The sequence below is a fragment of the Streptomyces viridochromogenes DSM 40736 genome (assembly GCF_000158955.1).
GTDB classification, from domain to species: domain Bacteria; phylum Actinomycetota; class Actinomycetes; order Streptomycetales; family Streptomycetaceae; genus Streptomyces; species Streptomyces venetus.
In genome coordinates this window covers 381,184-400,537 of record NZ_GG657757.1, presented here as the reverse complement: position 1 = coordinate 400,537, position 19,354 = coordinate 381,184, and the positions used below count along the sequence as shown (strand labels likewise).

At 71.5% G+C, this 19,354-nt stretch carries 24 protein-coding genes; 15 read left to right on the top strand and 9 right to left on the bottom strand.

Annotated elements, in window-relative coordinates:
• Positions 1-63: 63 nt before the first annotated feature.
• On the bottom strand, positions 64-549 hold the full coding sequence (locus tag SSQG_RS01910; RefSeq protein ID WP_003987980.1) for a nucleoside deaminase: 486 nt from the start codon (positions 547-549) through the stop codon (positions 64-66).
• A gap of 124 nt (positions 550-673) precedes the next feature.
• Here SSQG_RS01910 and SSQG_RS01905 point away from each other — a divergent pair, with 124 nt between their 5' ends.
• Positions 674-1,450, top strand: a complete 777-nt coding sequence (locus SSQG_RS01905; RefSeq protein WP_039931771.1) for a GNAT family N-acetyltransferase — start codon at positions 674-676, stop codon at positions 1,448-1,450.
• 92 nt (positions 1,451-1,542) lie between these two features.
• A complete protein-coding gene (locus SSQG_RS01900; protein WP_003987978.1) occupies positions 1,543-2,502 on the top strand; it encodes an NAD-dependent epimerase/dehydratase family protein in 960 nt (319 codons plus the stop codon).
• A 150-nt stretch (positions 2,503-2,652) separates the two neighbouring features.
• On the opposite strand, the gene SSQG_RS01895 is transcribed toward SSQG_RS01900, so the two are convergent.
• Both SSQG_RS01895 and SSQG_RS01890 read right to left on the bottom strand, forming a co-directional pair.
• On the bottom strand, positions 2,653-2,916 hold the full coding sequence (locus SSQG_RS01895; protein ID WP_003987977.1) for a GlsB/YeaQ/YmgE family stress response membrane protein: 264 nt from the start codon (positions 2,914-2,916) through the stop codon (positions 2,653-2,655).
• 174 nt (positions 2,917-3,090) lie between these two features.
• Positions 3,091-3,531, bottom strand: a complete 441-nt coding sequence (locus tag SSQG_RS01890) for an SPW repeat protein (RefSeq protein ID WP_003987976.1) — start codon at positions 3,529-3,531, stop codon at positions 3,091-3,093.
• Between the two features lie 229 nt (positions 3,532-3,760).
• Here SSQG_RS01890 and SSQG_RS41680 point away from each other — a divergent pair, with 229 nt between their 5' ends.
• The 4 genes from SSQG_RS41680 (at position 3,761) to SSQG_RS01880 (ending at position 6,182) form a co-directional block, all read left to right on the top strand.
• Complete coding sequence (locus tag SSQG_RS41680; RefSeq protein WP_167545774.1) at positions 3,761-3,937, top strand: hypothetical protein; 177 nt, start codon at positions 3,761-3,763, stop codon at positions 3,935-3,937.
• 121 nt (positions 3,938-4,058) lie between these two features.
• A complete protein-coding gene (locus SSQG_RS43845) occupies positions 4,059-4,142 on the top strand; it encodes a putative leader peptide (protein ID WP_423654966.1) in 84 nt (27 codons plus the stop codon).
• 185 nt (positions 4,143-4,327) lie between these two features.
• Positions 4,328-4,882 carry an NADPH-dependent FMN reductase gene (gene ssuE, locus SSQG_RS01885; protein WP_003987972.1) on the top strand — a complete coding sequence of 185 codons (555 nt, stop codon included), beginning with the start codon at positions 4,328-4,330 and terminating at the stop codon, positions 4,880-4,882.
• A 100-nt stretch (positions 4,883-4,982) separates the two neighbouring features.
• Positions 4,983-6,182, top strand: coding sequence for a serine hydrolase domain-containing protein (locus tag SSQG_RS01880; RefSeq protein WP_003987971.1), 1,200 nt, complete (start codon positions 4,983-4,985; stop codon positions 6,180-6,182).
• Here SSQG_RS01880 and SSQG_RS01875 read toward each other — a convergent pair.
• Positions 6,179-7,228, bottom strand: coding sequence for an acyl-CoA dehydrogenase family protein (locus SSQG_RS01875; protein ID WP_003987970.1), 1,050 nt, complete (start codon positions 7,226-7,228; stop codon positions 6,179-6,181). The genes SSQG_RS01880 and SSQG_RS01875 overlap by 4 nt on opposite strands.
• A gap of 107 nt (positions 7,229-7,335) precedes the next feature.
• Here SSQG_RS01875 and SSQG_RS01870 point away from each other — a divergent pair, with 107 nt between their 5' ends.
• The gene (locus SSQG_RS01870) at positions 7,336-7,686 is read left to right on the top strand and encodes a YciI family protein (RefSeq protein ID WP_003987969.1); all 351 of its coding nucleotides are present in this window, start codon (positions 7,336-7,338) and stop codon (positions 7,684-7,686) included.
• Complete coding sequence (locus SSQG_RS01865) at positions 7,686-8,918, top strand: RNA polymerase sigma factor (RefSeq protein WP_003987968.1); 1,233 nt, start codon at positions 7,686-7,688, stop codon at positions 8,916-8,918. The genes SSQG_RS01870 and SSQG_RS01865 overlap by 1 nt, the downstream gene beginning before the upstream one ends.
• Here the strand turns inward: SSQG_RS01865 and SSQG_RS01860 are convergent.
• Positions 8,893-9,996, bottom strand: coding sequence for a substrate-binding domain-containing protein (locus SSQG_RS01860; RefSeq protein WP_003987966.1), 1,104 nt, complete (start codon positions 9,994-9,996; stop codon positions 8,893-8,895). The genes SSQG_RS01865 and SSQG_RS01860 overlap by 26 nt on opposite strands.
• A 79-nt stretch (positions 9,997-10,075) precedes the next feature.
• Here SSQG_RS01860 and SSQG_RS01855 point away from each other — a divergent pair, with 79 nt between their 5' ends.
• The 4 genes from SSQG_RS01855 (at position 10,076) to SSQG_RS01840 (ending at position 13,971) form a co-directional block, all read left to right on the top strand.
• Positions 10,076-10,513 (top strand): MarR family winged helix-turn-helix transcriptional regulator, encoded by a 438-nt coding sequence (locus SSQG_RS01855; protein ID WP_039931770.1) that lies wholly within the window; start codon positions 10,076-10,078, stop codon positions 10,511-10,513.
• A 185-nt stretch (positions 10,514-10,698) separates the two neighbouring features.
• The gene (locus tag SSQG_RS01850) at positions 10,699-11,589 is read left to right on the top strand and encodes a glycoside hydrolase family 19 protein (protein WP_003987963.1); all 891 of its coding nucleotides are present in this window, start codon (positions 10,699-10,701) and stop codon (positions 11,587-11,589) included.
• A gap of 66 nt (positions 11,590-11,655) precedes the next feature.
• On the top strand, positions 11,656-13,017 hold the full coding sequence (locus SSQG_RS01845) for a hypothetical protein (protein WP_003987962.1): 1,362 nt from the start codon (positions 11,656-11,658) through the stop codon (positions 13,015-13,017).
• Positions 13,018-13,059: 42 nt separating this feature from the next.
• Complete coding sequence (locus SSQG_RS01840) at positions 13,060-13,971, top strand: oxidoreductase (RefSeq protein WP_003987961.1); 912 nt, start codon at positions 13,060-13,062, stop codon at positions 13,969-13,971.
• Between the two features lie 83 nt (positions 13,972-14,054).
• Here the strand turns inward: SSQG_RS01840 and SSQG_RS01835 are convergent, their stop codons facing one another.
• Positions 14,055-14,888 (bottom strand): PIG-L family deacetylase, encoded by an 834-nt coding sequence (locus SSQG_RS01835; protein ID WP_003987960.1) that lies wholly within the window; start codon positions 14,886-14,888, stop codon positions 14,055-14,057.
• Between the two features lie 138 nt (positions 14,889-15,026).
• Between SSQG_RS01835 and SSQG_RS01830 the strand changes: the two genes are divergently transcribed.
• Positions 15,027-15,305 carry a hypothetical protein gene (locus SSQG_RS01830; RefSeq protein WP_003987959.1) on the top strand — a complete coding sequence of 93 codons (279 nt, stop codon included), beginning with the start codon at positions 15,027-15,029 and terminating at the stop codon, positions 15,303-15,305.
• A 270-nt stretch (positions 15,306-15,575) separates the two neighbouring features.
• Here the strand turns inward: SSQG_RS01830 and SSQG_RS01825 are convergent, their stop codons facing one another.
• The gene (locus tag SSQG_RS01825) at positions 15,576-16,034 is read right to left on the bottom strand and encodes a pyridoxamine 5'-phosphate oxidase family protein (RefSeq protein ID WP_003987956.1); all 459 of its coding nucleotides are present in this window, start codon (positions 16,032-16,034) and stop codon (positions 15,576-15,578) included.
• A 296-nt stretch (positions 16,035-16,330) separates the two neighbouring features.
• On the opposite strand from SSQG_RS01825, the gene SSQG_RS01820 reads away from it, so the two are divergent.
• Positions 16,331-16,723, top strand: coding sequence for a VOC family protein (locus tag SSQG_RS01820; RefSeq protein WP_003987955.1), 393 nt, complete (start codon positions 16,331-16,333; stop codon positions 16,721-16,723).
• 48 nt (positions 16,724-16,771) lie between these two features.
• Entirely contained in the window at positions 16,772-17,851 is a 1,080-nt protein-coding gene (locus SSQG_RS01815; RefSeq protein ID WP_003987954.1) for an adenosine deaminase, read from the top strand.
• On the opposite strand, the gene SSQG_RS01810 is transcribed toward SSQG_RS01815, so the two are convergent.
• Positions 17,833-18,348, bottom strand: coding sequence for a mycothiol transferase (locus SSQG_RS01810; RefSeq protein ID WP_003987953.1), 516 nt, complete (start codon positions 18,346-18,348; stop codon positions 17,833-17,835). The genes SSQG_RS01815 and SSQG_RS01810 overlap by 19 nt on opposite strands.
• A 41-nt stretch (positions 18,349-18,389) precedes the next feature.
• A complete protein-coding gene (locus SSQG_RS01805) occupies positions 18,390-19,274 on the bottom strand; it encodes a LysR substrate-binding domain-containing protein (RefSeq protein ID WP_003987952.1) in 885 nt (294 codons plus the stop codon).
• Between the last annotated feature and the right edge of the window lie 80 nt (positions 19,275-19,354).

Genomic DNA, 19,354 nt, shown 5'->3' with positions numbered 1-19,354 from the left:
CGGCCGGGGCGGTGAGGGGGGAACAGCACCCCTCACACCGCCCCGGCCGTCCCGGTCGGCGGCTCAGACGCGTCCGCTGTGGAAGCGCGCGTGCAACTCCCGGATCCGCTCCGCCAGTTCGGGCACCGGGCCGTCCACGACCACGCCGGGCGCGACGTCGTGGACGGGGAGTGTCCGCACGGGCGGGGCGGGGACTCCCAACTCGTCCAGCCAGGACGCGAGTTGTTCCGACGAGGCGACGTAGACGATGCGTCCCAGGCCGACCCAGGCGTGCGCGGCCGCGCACATCGGGCAGTGCTCGCCGGAGGTGTAGACCGTGGCCGCCGCTCGCTCCTCGGGCGTGAGATGAGAGGCCGACCAGCGGGCCAGTTCGAACTCGGGGTGCCGGGTGTGATCGCCCGAGGCCACCCGGTTGTGGTCCTCACCGAGGACCGTGCCGTCTCCGCCCACCAGAACCGAACCGAACGGCTCGTCCCCGGCGTCCAGCGCCTCGGCCGCGAGCTCCACGCAGCGGCGCAGGTACGGCAGTTCCGTGTCCTTGACGACCATGGTGCCGGGCCCTTCCTCGTGACGACGTGATCAACAGGACTCTACGGCGGGCGGGGCCCGCGGACGTACGGGAAAACCCGTTGCCGGGCCGCCCGGCCGATGGTGGGGTGTGCCCATGCCATCTGTGGATCACGCCGCGCTGCTCGCCCTGTTCGATCGCGAGCTGCGGGAGGGAGCGCGGCCGGACGGCCCCGGCGCGCGGGTCGAGCGGACCGGTGACGTGGTGCGCTGCGTCAGCACCGCGCAGGGCTGGAACGGCGTGGTGTGGTCCGCCCTCGACGAGGCCACGGCGGACGCGGCGATCGCCGGGCAGATAAAGGACTACACCGCGCTCGGCCTGGACTTCGAGTGGAAGCTCTACGGACACGACCGCCCCGCCGACCTCGGGCCCCGCCTGCGCGCCGCCGGGTTCACACCCGATCCCGAGGAGACCGTGATGGTCGGCGAGATCGCGGACCTGGACCTCGGCGCCACACCGCCGCAGGGCGTCCGCGTCGTGCCGGTCACCGACCGGGCCGGAGTCGATCTCGTCGCCGACGTCCACGAGAAGGCGTTCGGCGAGGACAGCTCCTGGCTGCGCCACCAGCTTCTCGCCCGGCTCGCGGCCGATCCGGACACCGTCGTCGCCGTGGTGGCGATGGCCGGGGACGAGCCGGTGAGCGCGGCCCGTATGGAACTCGTACCGGGCACGCGGTTCGCCGGCCTGTGGGGCGGCGGTACCGTCGAGGGCTGGCGCGGACGCGGGATCTACCGCTCCCTGGTGGCCCATCGCGCCCACGTCGCCGCGGCACGCGGCTACCGCTGTCTCCAGGTCGACGCCACCAGCCAGAGCCGCCCCATCCTGGAACGCATCGGCTTCGTACCGCTGACCACGACGACGCCGTACGTGTACAGGCCGTAGCCGCGAGCCGGAACCGGGAGCCGACGCAAGCCCTGGCCGACTCGCCGCGGCCCGGATGTCACATCCGCGCCCGCCCGATCCGTCGCATCGTCATGACGACGATCCAGAAGGACCAGAAGGACCAGAAGGACCACAGGGACCAGAAGAAACAGAGCATCCTCCTCGCCGGTGCGAGCGGAGTCCTCGGACGGCACGTCGCCCACGCCCTGACCGGGGCGGGCCACAAGGTCACCGGACTCGGCCGGGGCCCGGACAACGGCGTCCGCGCCGACCTGGGGGACCGCGACGCGCTGCTGCGCGCCATCGACGGCCGGCATTTCGACACCGTGATCCACGCCGCGACGGCCCTGCGCAAGCCCCCCGTGCGCGACCGCGACATGTATGCCACCGACGCGCTGCGCACCGAGGGCACGGCCCACCTCGTCGAAGCCGCCCGGCTCACCGGTGCCCGGCGCTTCGTCGTGGAGTCGATGGTCTTCGGCTACGGCTTCGGGGACCACGGGGACCGCCCGCTCACCGAGGACACCCCGTTCGGCCCGCGCGGCCGGACAGCGAGGCTGGAGCGGCACATCGCGGCCATGCGGACCAAGGAGCGGCTCGCCTTCGACTCGGAGGGGCTGGAGGGCGTCGCGCTCCGCTTCGGCCTGTTCTACGGCCCCGGCGGCACCGAAGCCCTGCTGCCTCTGCTGCGGAAGCGGCAACTGCCCATGCCCGCCGACCACGGACGGGTGCTGCCGTGGGTGGAGCTCACCGACGCAGCCCGCGCGGTGGCCGCCGCCGTGGAACGCGGGCGGCCGGGCCGGGCGTACAACATCGCGGACGGCACACCGCTCGGCTTCCGCGCCCACGTCGAGACCGTGGCCATGGCCTTCGGGCTGCCGAAGCCGATGACCGTACCGCTGTGGCTGATGAGACCGATGTCGTACGCGCACACCGTGATGGCGTCACGGCTCCGGGTCTCCAGCGCCAGGGCGGATCACGAACTGGGCTGGACGCCGCGCTACCCGTCCACCCGTGAGGGGCTCGACGCGATGGTGCCGGCCGACCGCTGACACCCGGACCCGGCCGCCGCCATGGCCGCCACCACGGCCGACGGTATGGGCCAGGTGTGCCGGGCCGCCGGGCCACGGCACACCGGATGCCGGGTTCTCCTGTCGCGCACGCATGGTGCGCCGCGGGTGCGCCGCCGCTGTCCTACGCTGTCAGCGACGTGCCTTCGCGCGGTCCAGAGCGGCCACGCCGAGCGCGGCCAGAGCGATCTGGATGAGCCACTCGACCCAGTCGACTCCGTCGGTGTCCGCCACGCCGAGCGCGGCGGCGAGCGCGGAGCCGACCAGCGCGGCAAGGATGCCGACGAGGATCGTCCACAGAATGCCGATCCGCTGACGGCCCGGGACCACGAGGCGGCCCAGGACGCCGATGACGATGCCGATCACGATGGCACTGATGATCCCGCCGATCTCCATCTCCGCCCCTTCTCCTCAGAACCCCCGCAGTAGTGCGTGTGCCCCCTGGCGGCCGGGACACTCCGGGCCCGGGGCCCTCTCGTGGGCTCGCGGCCTGGTGCGCACACGGAAGGGGCCGGTCCGGAGCGCGGACCGGCCCTCTGCTCCCTTCCGGCAGAGTCATGTCAGCGGGGTCTAGGGACTCGGGGCCGCTTTCGCCGCCGTGCCGGCGCACACCAGCCCCAGGATCACGGCCAGTGCGCCGATGACGATGTTGTTCCACACGACACCGGCGTCCGGGCTGTCGCCGACGATCCACGGCGCGATGATCATCCACACCCCGAGGGCGCACATGGCCCAGCTCAGGCCGTACATACGCTCGGGAGCGCGCGTGAACCCGAGCGCCAGCAGGCCGATCGCGATCCCCATGATCAGGTTGTGGGTGACGAGCGGCGGCTGGCTGGTCGTGTAGTGGAGTATCCACGGGGAGGTGGCGCAGTACAGACCGAGCAGGAACACCGGTCCGTCCACGAGCGCCACATCACGACCACCGAGCATGCGGGCGTACCGGGCCCGCATTTCGGAGGCATCAGGGTGGCTGGTTATGTCACCTCTGCTGGGCGAGACGTTGGCCATGACTCGTCTCCTTCGTCTTACAGGGCGACCGCGTCTGGTGGGGTATGCGGTAAACGCCGCGTAAAGCTCATTCTGCTCTTATTTTTCCTTTATGTGTAGAGGTCCGTGGGGGCTGTGGTGTCTTACCGGGCGGTACATGTCCGGGCGGATCGGGGGCAGCCGGATGTGTACGACAGCGACCGATCGGCGCCGCCCCGGCGGGCGGCCCGGGACAGGGAGGGCAGCGGACGTGTCAGCGGCCACGAGCGCGAAGGTGTTGGAGCGGTTTCCGGCGGGAGCACCGCGCGGATCGTGGCCGGCGGAGGAGTACGCGGCACGCCGCCGCGCGGAGGGCGAGCCCGCCACCGTCGTGATGGACCTGGAGTCGGACGCCTTCCTCGTGGTGGTCCCGTCGGACGACGACTGAACGCAACTGCCGGGGCGACCAGGCGATTCCGGGAGCCCATCGCCGAAACGCCTGGTCCGGGATACGAGATGAGCCGCGGATTCCTTGACGGGCCTCGCTCGCCACTGCGACGATCGATGGCATGACCATGCGACTGGACCTCACGCGGCGACGCCACGTCGACCTCGCACGCGTATCCAGCGCCTTCTGTCGCGCCGCAGCCTGAGTCTCCCGGCTCGCCGCTTCTCCACACCGCCGTATCCGCGGCCGGCCGAACTCCGCTTCGCCCGGGCCGTCATGGGCGGTGCTTCCCCTCCCGCCTGAATCCGGTGTCCATCACGCCTTTTCCCCGCGCGCCCCCGGATTCGGCGCTGCCACGTGCAGTCGCGCCTCTCCCGGAAAAGAGAACCCATGGCCACCGTCCTGTCCGTCTCCGGAAGCCCCTCCGCCTCCTCCCGCACCGGCCGGCTGCTGCGCCACCTGGACGAACGGCTCGTCGCCCAGGGGCATGACGTGATCCCGCTCGACGTCCGCACCATCCCGGCCGACGCCCTGCTCGGCGCGGACTTCAGGCACCCCGCCATCGTCGAGGCCACCGAGTTGTTCGCGCGGGCCGACGGCGTCGTCATCGGTACCCCCGTCTACAAGGCGTCCTACTCCGGTGTCCTCAAGGCCCTGCTGGATCTGCTCCCGCAGTACGCGCTCACCGGCAAGACCGTGCTGCCCCTCGCCACCGGCGGCAGCATCGCCCATGTGCTGGCCATCGACTACGCCCTACGGCCCGTGCTCACCTCCATGGGCGCGGCCCACACGGTGCAGGGCTGGTTCACCCTCGACACGGACCTCACCGTGCACGACGACGGCTCCCTGACCATCGCGCCGTCCGCCGCCGAGGCGCTCGTCCAGGTCGTCGACCAGTTCTCCACGGCACTCGGCCGCACCCCGCTGCTGGCCGTGGCAGGGTGACGGCCATCGCCGCACCCAACGATCAACCCCGTGGCCCGCGTTCGGCGTCCTCGGCATCAGGGGCAGGCGTTGCCCCTCGGTGACCGGGAGGCACACATCCATGAAGCAGCGGGCCGCGCGCACTGTCTCGTCAGCCCTTGCCGTGGCGTTGTCCGCCGCCGGAGCGGCACTCGCCCCGGCGGCGCAGGCGGCAGAGCAGGGGCATCGACATGAGGCGACCAGAGCCGCACTGCGCGACATCGTCGACCAGGGCGGACTCCCCGGAGTGGCCGCGAAGGTCCGCGACAGCAGAGGCAGTTGGTTCGCGGCCTACGGCCACGCGGACACCGCCACAGGACGGGAGCGTTCGGCCGCCGACCACTTCCGCGGCGCCAGCATCACCAAGACGTTCGTCGCGACCGTCCTGCTCCAACTGGAGGCGGAAGGCGGACTGAGCCTGGACGACACCGTCGAGAAGTGGCTGCCGGGGCTGCTGCGCGGCAACGGCTACGACGGCGGCGAGATCACCCTGCGTCAGCTCCTCAACCACACCAGCGGCATAGCCGACTACACCGACGACCCCGCGTTCATCCACGGCGCCGCCGGCCCCGGCTTCCCGGAACACCGGTACGACACGCACACGCCCGAAGAACTCGTGGCGATCGCCCTGAAATACCCGCCCCGGCCCGACCAGCGGGCGGCACCCTCGTACTCGAACACCAACTTCGTCATCGCAGGCATGGTCATCGAGAAGGCGTCGGGGCACTCGTACGCGCACGAGATCACCCACCGCATCATCCGGCCGCTGAAGCTGAGGGGCACGTCCTTCCCCGGTACGGCGCCGCAGATGCCGAAGCCGCACCCCGTCGGCTACTCCCGGCTCCACCAGGAGACGCCCGACGCCGAGATCCACGACGCCACCGAACAGAACATGACCTGGCTGGGCGCGGCAGGTGACGCCATCTCCACCAGCGGCGACCTCAACCGCTTCCAGCGGGCCCTGATCAAGGGCGAGTTGCTGCCCCGGGCGCAGATGAGGGAGATGCTCGAAGAGGTCCCGGCCGGGGGCGGGTTCGGGTACGGACTCGGCGTCGAGTTCGCCGAGCTGTCCTGCGGTGTGCGGGTGGTGGGCAAGAGCGGCCGTACGAACGGCTCCCTGTCCGCGATGGTCGGCACCCCGGACGGGGAGCACCAGCTGACGTTCAACATCAACGGCGACTGGCTCCAGGACTCCACGCTCTACACCGACGTGATCGAAGCGGAGTTCTGCGGCAAGGTACCGGCCCGCGCCGGCCGGCCGGCGCCGCCCCAGCTCGGCTAGCCGGACGCCAGCGCGCCGAGGTGCGCCCGGCGTGCCTCGGCCGTCTGCCCCTGCACCAGCAGGAACATCCCCTCGCGTGCCAGCCGCTGGGCCCGGCTGTCCAGGGTCATGGACCGGCCGCCCCCGGACACGATCGCCGCGGTCGTGGCCGCGCGCAGCACGTCGTACGCCCTCGTCCGCACCGCCAGACGTTCCGGGACGGACTCGTGCGGGGCGGGGTGGTCGGCCAGGGCGTAGGCCTCACGCCGGACCTCGTCGAGCCGGGCCCGCAGCGACTGTGCCGGCCCCTCGCCGTCGGGGCTGCGTGCCAGCAGGTCCAGCGCCGCCTCGGCCACTCCGAACACGGCCGGACTGGCGTTGGCGGCCCTGGGCAGGTCGACCAGGGCGAACTCCTCCCGCGGGGTGCGCAGCACCACGTCCCCCTCCGGCACCCACAGGCCGTCCAGCTCCAGGGAGACCGTACGGGCGGCGCCGAGGGCCGCGAGCCGCAGCGGCGCCGACGGGCGCATCCCCCGCTGCTCGCGGGCCTCGGTGATGACGAACACCACCTCGGCCGTGTCCGTCACCCCCGCCAGCAGCAGCACGTCGTTGAGACCCCAGCCCGTGTACCAGGGCACCGTGCCCTCGAAGCGCCAGCCGCCCCGCTCCGGCACGGCCCGCACGGGAACGCGGGGGAAGGCACGGACATGCGCGTACGCGATGCCGGCCAGCACCTCGCCGGTCGCCAGCGGGCGCAACAGCTTCTCCCGGACCGGCGAGTCGTATGTGGCGAGCAGCTTCACCGGTGTGTGGTGCTGTGTCTGCACGAACCATGTGGAGCAGCACGCCCCCGCCAGGATCTCCGCGGTCTCCCGCGCCACGCCGACGGGCGCGTCCGCCCCGCCGTACTCCCGGGGCGCGCCCATCCCGAGCAGCCCCGACCGCTTCACCGCCTCGATATGACTCGCCGGCACACCTTCCTGGTCGACGCGCTCGGCGTGCGGGACGAGGAGTTCGTGCGCCAGCCGCCGCGCGGCGGCGACGAGGGGATGGGGTGCGGTGGTCATGAGGGGAATTCTCGCGCTCGCGCTGCGCGGGTTGTCGATCCGGGGGTGTGTCGTTCGTGTAGGAGGTGCAAGGACACCCGGACGACCAGAGGCCGAGGAGGCCCGTCATGAAGTACTACCTGCTCAGCGTGATGCAGCCGGTCGGCGACCCGCCCGCCCCCGAGGTCCTCGAGGAGATCGGCGAGAATCTCGGCGCCTTCCACCGGGAACTGCGCGAGGCGGGCGCGTGGGTCTTCGCCGGAGGGCTGCACGGTCCGGAGTCCTCCACCGTGCTGCGGCCCGGCGACGGCGACGTCCTGATCACCGACGGCCCCTACGCCGAGGGCAAGGAGATGCTCGGCGGTATCTGCCTGCTCAAGGCACCCGACCTGGACGCCGCTCTGGAGTGGGGACGCAAGGCGGCCCTGGCCACCACCCTGCCGATCGAGGTGCGCCCCTTCATGGGAGACGCCGACTGATGGATGTGGATGTCGAGGCGGTCTTCCGCGCGGAGTACGGCCGCGCGGTCGCCGTCCTCGTCCGCTTCCTCGGTGACATCGACCTCGCCGAGGAAGCGGTCCAGGACGCCTTCACCACGGCGGTCCGGCGCTGGCCGGAGACCGGCGTCCCGCCGAGCCCGGCCGGGTGGATCATCACCACCGCCCGCAACCGGGCCGTCGACCGTCTGCGCCGCGAGTCGTCCCGGCCCGCCCGGCACGCCGAGGCGGCCCTGCTGCACGCCCCCGACGCACCGCCCGAGGAGGGCCCCGTGCGCGACGACCGGCTCCGCCTGATCTTCACCTGCTGCCACCCCGCGCTCGCCCTCCGGACCCGGGTCGCCCTGACCCTCCGGCTCCTCGGCGGCCTCACCACGGCGCAGATCGCCCGTGCCTTCCTGGTGCCGGAGCCGACCATGGCGCAGCGGCTGGTCCGCGCGAAGGCGAAGATCCGCGACGCCGGCATCCCGTACCGGGTGCCCCGCGACGCCGACCTGCCCGACCGGCTCGGCGGCGTCCTGGCCGTCGTCTACCTGATCTTCAACCAGGGGTACGAGGGCTCGCCCGAGTTGTGCGCGGAGGCGCTGCGGCTGGGACGGCTGCTGGCCGCACTCATGCCGGACGAACCCGAGGCGACCGGCCTGCTCGCGCTGATGCTCCTCGTCGAGTCACGTCGCGACGCCCGCGAGAGCGACCGGGGCGACCTGGTGCCGCTGCCCGAACAGGACCGGGCCCGCTGGGACCGCGACCTGATCACCGAGGGGCAGGCACTCGTCCGCCGCTGCCTGCGCCAGAACCGGCCCGGGCCCTACCAGGTCCAGGCCGCCATCCAGGCCGTCCACAGTGACGCGCCCCGCGCGGAAGCCACCGACTGGGCCCAGATCCGGCAGCTGTACGACCAGCTCATGGCGATCGCGCCCAGCCCGGTCGTGGCGCTGAACCGGGCCGTCGCCGTGGCCGAGACCGACGGTCCGGGGCCCGCCCTCGCCCTCGTGGACGCCCTCGACCTCGACGGCTACCACGTCTTCCACGCCGTCCGCGCCGACCTGCTGCGCCGCCTGGGCCGTGTCAGCGACGCCGTCCAGGCCTACGAGGAGGCCGCCACGCTCGCCGGGAACCCCGCGGAACGCGCGTTCCTCGCCGGCCGCGGGAGGGCGCTCGCCCGGCGACGCGGACCGGACGGTCCGGTCACCGACGCGGATCCAGCTCCGTGAGCACGTCGAAGTCGAGCCCGCCGGCCCGAGCCAGGTAGATCCGCTGGCGCACATGCGCGTCCCGCAGGTGCAGCAGCCCGCGCGGGCCCTCGTACGACACCGCGCCCGCCGCCGCCCCGATGGCCGCCACGTCCAGTGTCCCGGCCCTCCTCAACAGTGCGGCCAGCAGCAGCACGCCCTCGTAGCAGGACTCACCGAGGCTGCCGACGGCGGGCGCCTCGACGCCGAAGCGGGCCGCGTACCGGCCGTGGAAGTCGAGGGTGTCCCGGTTGGCCAGCGAGGCGAAGAAACCGGCCGTGCTGTACAGGTCCTCGGTGGCCGCCGGGCCGCTCGCCATCAGCATGTTCTCGTCCATGAGCGTGCTCAGCCGCAGACAGCGCGCGTGCAGGCCGTGCGTCGCGAAGGCCCGGTTGAAGCGCACCGCGTCGCTGCCGACGAGCAGCATCAGGACCCCGTCGGCCTCCGCGTGCTCGATGCGCCGCATCACCGGCTCGAAGTCATGGGTGCCGAGCGGGAGATACGCCTCGTCGGCGACGCATCCGCCGGACGCCCGCGCATACCCGCGGGCCGCCCGAGCCGTACGCCGCGGCCACACGTAGTCGTTGCCCACCACGAACCACCGCCGCACCCGGCGCTCGCGCGCCAGCAGGTCCATCGCGGGCCGCAGTTGGTCGCGCGGGGTCTCGCTGGTCAGGAACACGCCCGCGGTGTGCTCACCGCCCTCGTACAGCGCGGTGTACACGTACGGAACGCGGTGCGCGACCCTCGGTGCCACCGCCCGGCGCACCGAGGAGATGTGCCAGCCCGTGACGCCCTGGACGACGCCCAGGTCCACCAGCGCCTCGACGTGCCCGGCGACCTCGCCCGGCGGGCCCGAGCCGTCGACCGGCACCAGCCGCAGCTCCCTGCCGAGCACGCCGCCGTCCCGGTTGACCTCCTCGGCGGCCAGCCGCGCGCACAGCTCGCAGGTGGGCCCGAAGATACCGGCCGGCCCCTGCAGCGGAAAGACGAGCGCCACACCGAGCACGGAGTCGTCGGCCGTGAACCACTCGGGCGCGGTGAGGTCGTGCCGGAACATGGCGTCATGATTACGGCTCGCCCGTACGAACTCCAGTGCGTCTCCTACGATGGACATCCCTCTTGAGCTAGGAGCAGGGATGCTGACCCCAACCCCGCGTCGGCCCGACGACCTCGTGCATCTGCTGACACGGGCCGAGCGGCTCGCGGCGCGGCGGCTGCAGGCCGTGCTGGAGGTGGAGGGCTGCTCGCTCGACGCGTGGCGGGTGCTGGCCCTGCTGTCCGACGGCGAGGGGTACCACATGACGGCGATCGCGGAGGCCGCCCTTCTGCCGCCCCCGACGCTGACCAAGCTGATCGACCAGCTCGTCGACCAGAACCTCGTGCACCGGCGGGTCGACCCGTACGACCGCCGCCGCGTCCTCGCCCATCTCACCCCGCGCGGCCGGGAGTACTGGCAGCGCGTCGACCACGCGGTCCGCGCCGGCCGGCCGACTCTCGGTGACGACGAGGACGACCTGTTGCGGTCCCTGCTGGCCCGGCTGGCGGCGACGCTGGAGGAACAGGCCCACGTCTGAGGCCCCGTCGCACGATGACTGGTCTACACCCTTGACTGGTACAGACCAACGCGGTTGAGTGTGCCTCCACACCCCCCACCCACGGCCGCCCCACGCCGTGACCGGTCCACCGGTGCGTGCGGTCAAGGCTCTGCTCCGCCCTGCCCTTGTCGGCGTGCGGCCGTGCTCCGCAAAGGAGTTGATCCGTGTCGAGACGCCGTGTCTCCGCCGTCCTGGCTACTCTCGTCCTCGCGGGCACCGCGCCCGTCCTCCTGCCCGCCTCCAGCGCCTCCGCCGCCGCCTGCTCCAGCTACCCGAGCTGGGTGGCGGGGAGGTCGTACGCCGCCGGTGACATCGTCCGCTACACCGACGGCAAGGCGTACATCGCCGAGCACGCCAACCCGGGCTACGACCCGACCATCAGCACCTGGTACTGGGAGCCGTACGCCTGCGACAGCGGTCCGGGCACGCCCAACGCGCGCTTCGTGGTGAGCGAGGCACAGTTCAACCAGATGTTCCCGAACCGGAATGCGTTCTACACCTACAGCGGTCTCACCGCGGCCCTGAGTGCCTATCCCGGTTTCGCCAACACCGGCAGCGACACCGTGAAGAAGCAGGAGGCCGCCGCCTTCCTCGCCAACGTCGGTCACGAGACCGGCGGTCTGGTGCACGTGGTGGAGCAGAACACCGCCAACTACCCGCACTACTGCGACTGGAACCGGCCCTACGGCTGTCCGGCGGGCCAGGCCGCCTACTACGGGCGCGGCCCGATCCAGCTGAGCTGGAACTTCAACTACAAGGCCGCGGGCGACGCGCTCGGCATCGACCTGCTGAACAACCCCTGGCTGGTGCAGAACGACGCGGCCGTGGCCTGGAAGACGGCCCTGTGGTACTGGAACACCCAGACCGGCCCCGGCACCATGACCCCGCACAACGCCATGGTCAACGGCGCCGGTTTCGGCCAGACCATCCGCAGCATCAACGGCTCCCTGGAGTGCGACGGCAAGAACCCGGCGCAGGTGCAGAGCCGCGTCAGCAACTACCAGCGGTTCACGCAGATCCTCGGGACGTCGGCCGGCGGCAACCTCTACTGCTGACGCCCCGGGCGTGGTGTCATGCGGGATGTCATGCACCTGACCCAAGTTGGATGAAGGGCACCTCCCATGCGCACCCCCCACGCACTGCTCGCCACGACCGTCGCGCTGGCCGCGGCGGTCGTGGCACCTCAGCCTGCCGCCGCCGCTGTCCCGGCGCCGGGCACGTACTACGTCCAGAGCGCCACGACCGGGCTCAACGCGGCCGACAGCGGCGGAGCCGTCGAGCAGCACAGACCCCGCGGCAACGAGGACCGCCAGCAGTGGCGGCTGAAGCCGAACGGGACCTCCCACCTGCTGGAGAACACCGACGCGCCGGGCAACTGCCTCGGCCGCAGCGGCGATCAGGCCGCGACCGTCACGTGTGCGAGCGCCGACGCCGCCTGGGAGATCACCCCGGCCGGGGACGACCGGTACACGCTCACGGCCCCGGGCACCACGCGTCACCTCACGGTGGCCCCCAAACCGTCAGGCGCAACCTACCCCGCCCGCCTCGGTGTCGGCGGGGCGGGCGACCTCGCCACCTGGTACCTCACCCCCGTCGACCCCGCCACCGCCCCCATGCCGCCCGAGGACCGGCGCACCCTGGACCAGGTCACGTTTCTCACCGCGCACAACGCGTACGCCAACGGCGTCGACGGCGGCTTCGCCCCGCCCTTCGTCAACCTCGTGCCCAACCAGACCCGCGGCATCGAGCGGCAACTCTCCGACGGTGTCCGCGGATTCATGCTGGACATCCACCAGACCCCGGACGGCGCGATCCTCTGCCACAACAGCTGCACCCTCGTCAGCAGGCCCGTCGCCCTGTGGGTCGACCTCCAGCGCATGGTCGACTTCCTCGAGGCCCACCCCGACCAGTTCGTCACCGTCTTCCTGGAGGACTACGTCGACCCGGGAGTCCTGCGCGCCGAACTCGCCCGTGTCGACGGCCTGTCGGACGTGCTGTACCGGCCCGACCGCACCGGCGTCCGGCAGAACGGCTGGCCCGCCATGGCCGACCTGATCGCCGCGAACGACCGGCTCCTGATCTTCACCGACCACAGCCGCTCGGCCGACCAGTCCGCGGGCCTGACCCGGGACAGCTTCGGCGTCATGTACCAGCGCGAATGGACCGTCGAGAACTACTGGTCCATGGGTTCCGGTGTCGGCTCCTCCGACTGGTCCTGCTACAGCCGCTGGTACGACGCCGGCACCAACATCCCGCTGACCCGCACCGAACCCGGATTCCGCCCGCTGTTCGTCATGAACCACTTCCGTGACGTCCCGATCGCCGGCACGGCCGGCACGGACAACACCAAACTCGCCGACCGGGCCCGGCGGTTCTGCCAGCCCGCCGCCCGGAAGAAGCCCACCTTCCTCGCCGTGGACCACTACGACCTCGGCAACCCGGCCTCCGCCGTCGCCACCCTCAACTCGTACACGTATCCGTAAAACGGCTATGCCGGTCCACGCGCCCCGTGTGAGACTCCGCCGATGAGCTCACAGACGATCACCGCGGACGCCGCGGGCACCTGGAAACTCGGCGACCTGCCCGTCCACCGCCTCGGGTTCGGCGCGATGCGGCTGACGGGCAGCGCCGCCTTCCACCACGGCACCCCGAGCGACCGCGACCGGTCGATCGCCGTCCTGCGCGGGGCGATCGACCTCGGTGTGAACCACATCGACACGGCCGCCTTCTACTTCTCGTCGGTGCGCTCCGCCAACGAACTCATCAACAGCGCGCTGGCGCCGTACCCGGACGACCTGGTGATCGTGACCAAGGTGGGCCCGCACCGGACGTACTCGGGGGAGTGGGGTACCTCGGCCCGTCCCGACGAACTGCGCGGGCACGTGGAGGAGAACCTGCGCCAGCTCGGCCGCGACCACCTCGACGTGGTCAACCTGCGCCGGATGCCGAAGTACGACTCGATCGCCGAGCACTTCGGTGCCCTCGCGGAACTGCGCGAGGCGGGCCTGATCCGGCACCTGGGCATATCCAACGTCGAGCCCCGCCACCTCGCCGAGGCACAGGCGGTCGCGCCGGTGGTCTGCGTGCAGAACCGGTACGCCATCGACCGCCCGGACCCGGCCACCGACGAACTGCTGCGGATCTGCGGCCGACAGGGCATCGCCTTCGTGCCGTTCTACGCCGTCGCCGGCGAGGTCGGGGAGCGCGGCGCCACCACCGCCCATGACGAGGAGGTGCGTGCCGTGGCCCGGGCTCACGGTGCGAGTCCGGCGCAGATCCGCATCGCCTGGACACTGCACCAGGGCCCGCACGTCCTCGCCATCCCGGGCACCGGCGACCCCGACCACCTCGCGGAGAACGTGGCAGCGGGTGCGATCCGCCTCACCGGCGAGGAACTGGAGCGGCTGGGCGCGTCGCGGGGCGGGGCCGAGACGTGAAAGGGGTTCTGACCGCGTTTCCGTGATGACTATCGCGCCGTGCGGCCGATGAGCTTTCCCGGGCTCCGCTCCGGATGGGTGGATCAGCGCAGTCCGGCGAAGAGATCGTTCTCGGGTACGGCCGCTCCGGTGGGGTCCTTGACACGTACGAAGGTCTCCATGCCCATCAGCTCGCCGAACCTCTCCTTGCCCATCTTGAGGAAGAAGATGTTCTCGCCCTGACTGGCGTGCGCGGCCAGCGCGTCGAACTTCTGACCACTGAACGCGGTGGTGTCCACCCACGTGGTGATCTCATCGTCGGGCAGACCGATCTCGGCCATCGCGGCGGCTTCGGCAGGATCCGGCTCCGGCATGTCCGGATGAAACTCGCGCATGATCTCCCCGAACCGGCGCATCCCGGAGCGGGGCATCGTGGTCCAGTACACCTTCGGTGTCAGCGCGGTCATCTCCAGCGCCGCCATCGTGATGCGGTGGGCCTGGATGTGATCAGGGTGGCCGTAGAAGCCGTTCTCGTCGTAGGTGACGACCACATCAGGTCGGTAGTGCCGCATGAGTTCCGCGAGTCGGGCCGCGCCTTCCTCCACGGGGGTCTGCCAGAAGGACCCGGGGGCGTCGTTGCTCGGCCAGCCCATCATCCCGGAGTCGGCATAGTCCAGCATCTCCAGATCGCTGATCTTCAGGACGTCGCGGCTCGCCTCGAGTTCTTGACGGCGTATCAGGGCGACCGCGGCGGGATCGTGCCCGGGGTCGCCCGGCTTGGCACCCCCCGGTCCGTCACCGCAACCGCCGTCGGTACATGTCACGAGAACCGTGCGGATGCCTTCCGCCGCGTACCGCGCGAGGACCCCTCCGGTTCCGGTGGCCTCGTCGTCGGGGTGGGCGTGCACCGCCATGAGCGTCAAGGGCCGGTCAGTCATCAAGCAGTCCTCCTGCAGAAATACGTCTTGGTCCGAGTGCGCCGCGGGCATCCCGCGATCGCAGGGCCCGGATCCTGCCGGGGCGGACGACCTTGCGATCCCCGTGTTCCCCGCCCGTGCGGTCCGGTCCCTCGGTTGATGCAACCGTGCCGGCCGGCCCGCCTGTTCCCGGCGCGGCTCCTCGTCGCTCGCCTCGGCGTCGTAGAGGTCGAAGAGCTTCTCCTCGGCCGCGTCCAGTCCGGCCGCTTCCATGGCCTGGAGCAGGGCCTTGTGGTGGGCGCAGTGCTGCGCGGCGAGTTCTTCGACTTGCGGGTCATGGGGATCGACGCTGTCGTCGAGGGCGGCGTCGGCCGCGTCGAGACGGTCTGCCTCGGCCCGTGGGTCGGGGTGGCCAGGACGATGAACACGCTGGCCTGAAGCTGTGGGCCTGGGCCACCGCCCTGATCCCCGTACCGCTGGTCGCGGGCATCTGGCGCCACCAGCGCCACCGCGTGCCGCTCGGTTACGAGCCGGCCTAGTGGTGCATCGTCTTCCCGCTGGGCATGTACGCCACGGCGACCGCCCAACTGGCCGCCACGCACAGGGGTGTCGGGCCGTCGGCCGTGGTGCCCCTGGCGATCCGGGCCGCGGCGGTCGTATGGCTCGTGGTGGCCGTCCGCTGCCTGACCGCTCACGCCGGTCAGGCGCTCAGACCACCCAGGCCCCGTCCCGCATGAGGTGCCGCCGGGGCAGCTCGTGCGCCTCGCACCACGCCTGCACCGCGTACGGCCGTACCCGGAAGAACGCGTACGAGGCGTGGTCCTCGCGTGGGTCCCAGCCGGTCTTCGCGTGGAAGGCCTCGACCGCTGTCCGTGGTGCCTCGGCGGTCGTGAAGGTCTCCACGTCACCATCGACGAGCACGACGTCCCTGGTGTCCCCGAGGGCCAGCCTGGCGCGTCGGCCGTCCCGCAGATTGCGGCCGGTGGGATTGGTCAGCCGGGTGCACAGCCACACGGACTCCTCATGCCACACGAACCACAGCGGGACGAGGCACGGCAGACCGTCGGTGTCGGCCGTGGCGACCCAGATGTCCATTTCCCGCCGCAGGCGCTCCAGCAGGTCCGTCTTGCGCTGCCCTGGCGTGCGGGACGGCTGGGTGATCTTCATGGTCGGGACGCTAGCGTGCGGGCCGGGTGTCCCGCCTCGGGCTGTGGGCCTAGGTCTTCCGGACGTTGAGCTTCTGGGGACGACGAACACGTGCTTCTGGTAGTCGTCGTACCGGAGGATGCTGCCCGTGCCGTCGTGGTCCACCAGGACCTGGAACGGGTCGTCGGGCGGGATGCCCGTATGTGTACATGTGTACATGTGTACACACCAGTGGTTACAAAAGTTGGAGCGTGGTTGGCGTCCTGCGGGTTTTACGTATAACCTCTCGCGTCAACCCCACCCTCCGAGAGGCCCCGATGAGACGTATCGCCCTGGTCACCCTCGTCGTCGACGACTACGACGAGGCGATCCGCTTCTACACCGAGGCCCTCGGATTCAGGCTCGCCGAGGACGCGCCCCGGCCCGACGGGTCCCGCTGGGTCGTCGTCGAACCCGGCACCCCGGGAGCGGGCACCGGCCTGCTGCTCGCCCGCGCCAAGGGAGAGGGCCAGGCCGGCCGGGTCGGGGACCAGACCGGCGGGCGGGTCGGGTTCTTCCTGCACACCGGCGACTTCGCCCGCGACCACGCCCGGATGACAGCCGCGGGCGTGACCTTCCTGGAGGAGCCGCGACACGAGCCCTACGGAACCGTCGCCGTCTTCCAGGACCTGTACGGAAACCGCTGGGACCTGCTCCAGCCCGCCGGCTGACCCTCTCCTCCCTTCGATTCGAACCACCCGCTCGAGGAAAGACCCGCCATGACTGCTACGCGCGTAGACGCTGACGTGATCCGCCGCCTCCCCAAGGCCGTGCTGCACGACCACCTCGACGGCGGCCTGCGCCCCGCGACCGTGGTGGAGCTCGCGGACGCGGTCGGCCACACCCTGCCGACGACCGACCCCGGCGGGCTCGCCGACTGGTACTACGAGGCCGCCAACTCCGGCGACCTGGTGCGCTACATAGCCACCTTCGAGCACACCCTCGCCGTCATGCAGAACCGCGAGGGGCTGCTGCGCACGGCCGAGGAGTACGTCCTCGACCTCGCCGCGGACGGCGTCGTGTACGGCGAGGTGCGCTACGCCCCCGAGCTGATGCTGAACGGCGGGCTGACCCTGGCCGAGGTCGTGGAGACCGTCCAGGAGGGCCTCGCGTCCGGGATGGCCAAGGCGGCCGCCGCGGGCACGCCGGTGCGGGTCGGCACCCTGCTGTGCGGCATGCGCATGTTCGACCGCGTGCGCGAGGCCGCCGACCTGGCCGTGGCGTTCCGGGACGCCGGTGTCGTCGGCTTCGACATCGCCGGCGCCGAGGACGGGTTTCCGCCCGCCGACCACCTCGCGGCCTTCGAGCACCTGCGCCGCGAGAACGTGCCGTTCACCATCCACGCGGGTGAGGCGCACGGCCTGCCCAGCATCCACCAGGCCCTGCAGGTGTGCGGCGCCCAGCGCATCGGGCACGGTGTGCGCATCACCGACGACATCCCCGACCTCGCGGTCGGCAAGCTCGGCCGGCTCGCCGGCTGGGTCCGTGACCGCCGGATCGCGCTGGAGATGTGCCCCACCTCCAACCTCCAGACCGGCGCCGCGACCTCCATCGCCGAGCACCCGATCACCGCGCTGAAGGACCTCGGCTTCCGCGTCACCCTCAACACCGACAACCGGCTGGTCTCGGGCACGACGATGACCCGCGAGATGTCCCTGATGGTCGAGCAGGCGGGCTGGACCATGGAGGACCTGCGCACGGTCACCGTCAACGCGCTGAAGAGCGCGTTCCTCCCGTTCGACGAGCGGAACGCGCTCATCCGGGACGTGGTGCTGCCGGGTTACGAGGCGAGCGTCTGAAGCAGTCCCCGGAGGTAGGCGGCCTGTCCGATGTGCTGCAGATCGTCGGACAGGACGCTCACCAGCCGCACGCCCAGGGTGACCGGCGGGTCCCAGCGGTCGTCGACCACGCGCTCCAGGTCCTTGGCGGCCAGTGAACGCAGGGCGCCGAGGGTCTGCGCGTGCACCGCGTCGTAGTAGCCGGTCAGCAGGTCGCCGGAGTCGACCCGGACCTTGGCGACCTTGGCCGGGCTGTGGCCGTAGCCCGTGTCGTGGCGGGGCAGGCCCAGCCCGAAGCGCTTCTCCCAGTCCTGGGACAGCCACACCTGGTCGAGGTCGAAGGCGTCGGCGATGTGATCGTCCTGGACGCGGGTGAGGTGCCATACCAGCCAGGCGACGGAGTTGGTGTCGGGGGAGGGGCGGGCGCTCAGTTCGTCCGGCCCGAGCCCCTCGACGGTGGCGTGGACTTCTTCCTGGACGCGGCTGTAGCCCTCGATGAGGATGTCCTTCGCATGCATGGCTCCACCATCGCGCATCGCCGCGTGCCGTGCGTCCCCGTCTACCCGCCCGTGGTCTCCAGCAGCGCCATCAGTGCCCGGGCCGCCGGGCTGGTGGCCTGCCGGGGCGGCAGCAGCGCCACCGTCTCGTAGACGGCCTCACCGGTGCCCTTCACGGGCAGCGCGGTCAGGGAGGAGCGCTTGTGCGCGAAGTGCCGCGGCACGACGGCGACGCCGAGGTTCTCGTCGACGAGGTCGAGCAGCGTGTGCACGTCGTTCACCTCCAGGGCCACGGTCCGCCGTACCCCCGCGGCGGCGAACACCGTGTCGGTGGTGCGGCGCGGACCCCAGTCCGGGTGGAAGTCGACGAACACCTCACCGCCCAGCTCCTGCGGTGTGACCGCCGCGCCGGCGGCGGCCAGCGGGTGACTGGAGTGGCACAGCAGCGTCATCGGTTCGCAGGTCAGCGGCACCGACCGCAGCTGGTCGGTGTCCGCCTGTGTCCGCACGGCGAACGCCAGGTCGAGCCGCCCGGCCTCGACGTCCTCCGCGAGCGCGCCAGAGCCGGCCTGCCGCAGACAGATCTCCACGTCCGGATGCCGGTGCCGGAATGCGGCGAGCAGCCCCGCCACATGCACCCCGGCGATGCACTGCTCGCTGCCCAGCGTGAGCATGCCGCGCAGCACACCCTGCACCGCCGCCACCGCCTCGTGGGCCGTCCGCACCTGGGCCAGGATGCGCTCCGCCTCGACGAGCAGTGCCCGCCCGGCCGGGGTGAGCGTCACCCGGCGGGTCGTGCGCACGAACAGCGGCGTCTGGAGCTCCCGCTCCAGCGCCCGGATGGAGGCCGACAGGCCCGACTGGGACACCAGGAGCCGTTCCGCCGCCCGGGTGAAGTGTTGGTCCTCGGCGACCGCGACGAAGTGCTGCAGGTGACGCAGTTCCATGACTGAGAAGCGTAGCCGCTGAATTCCATCGGATTCTTCTGTTGGACGCATGGGAGCAGGTCACGCCAGAGTGGGCAGCG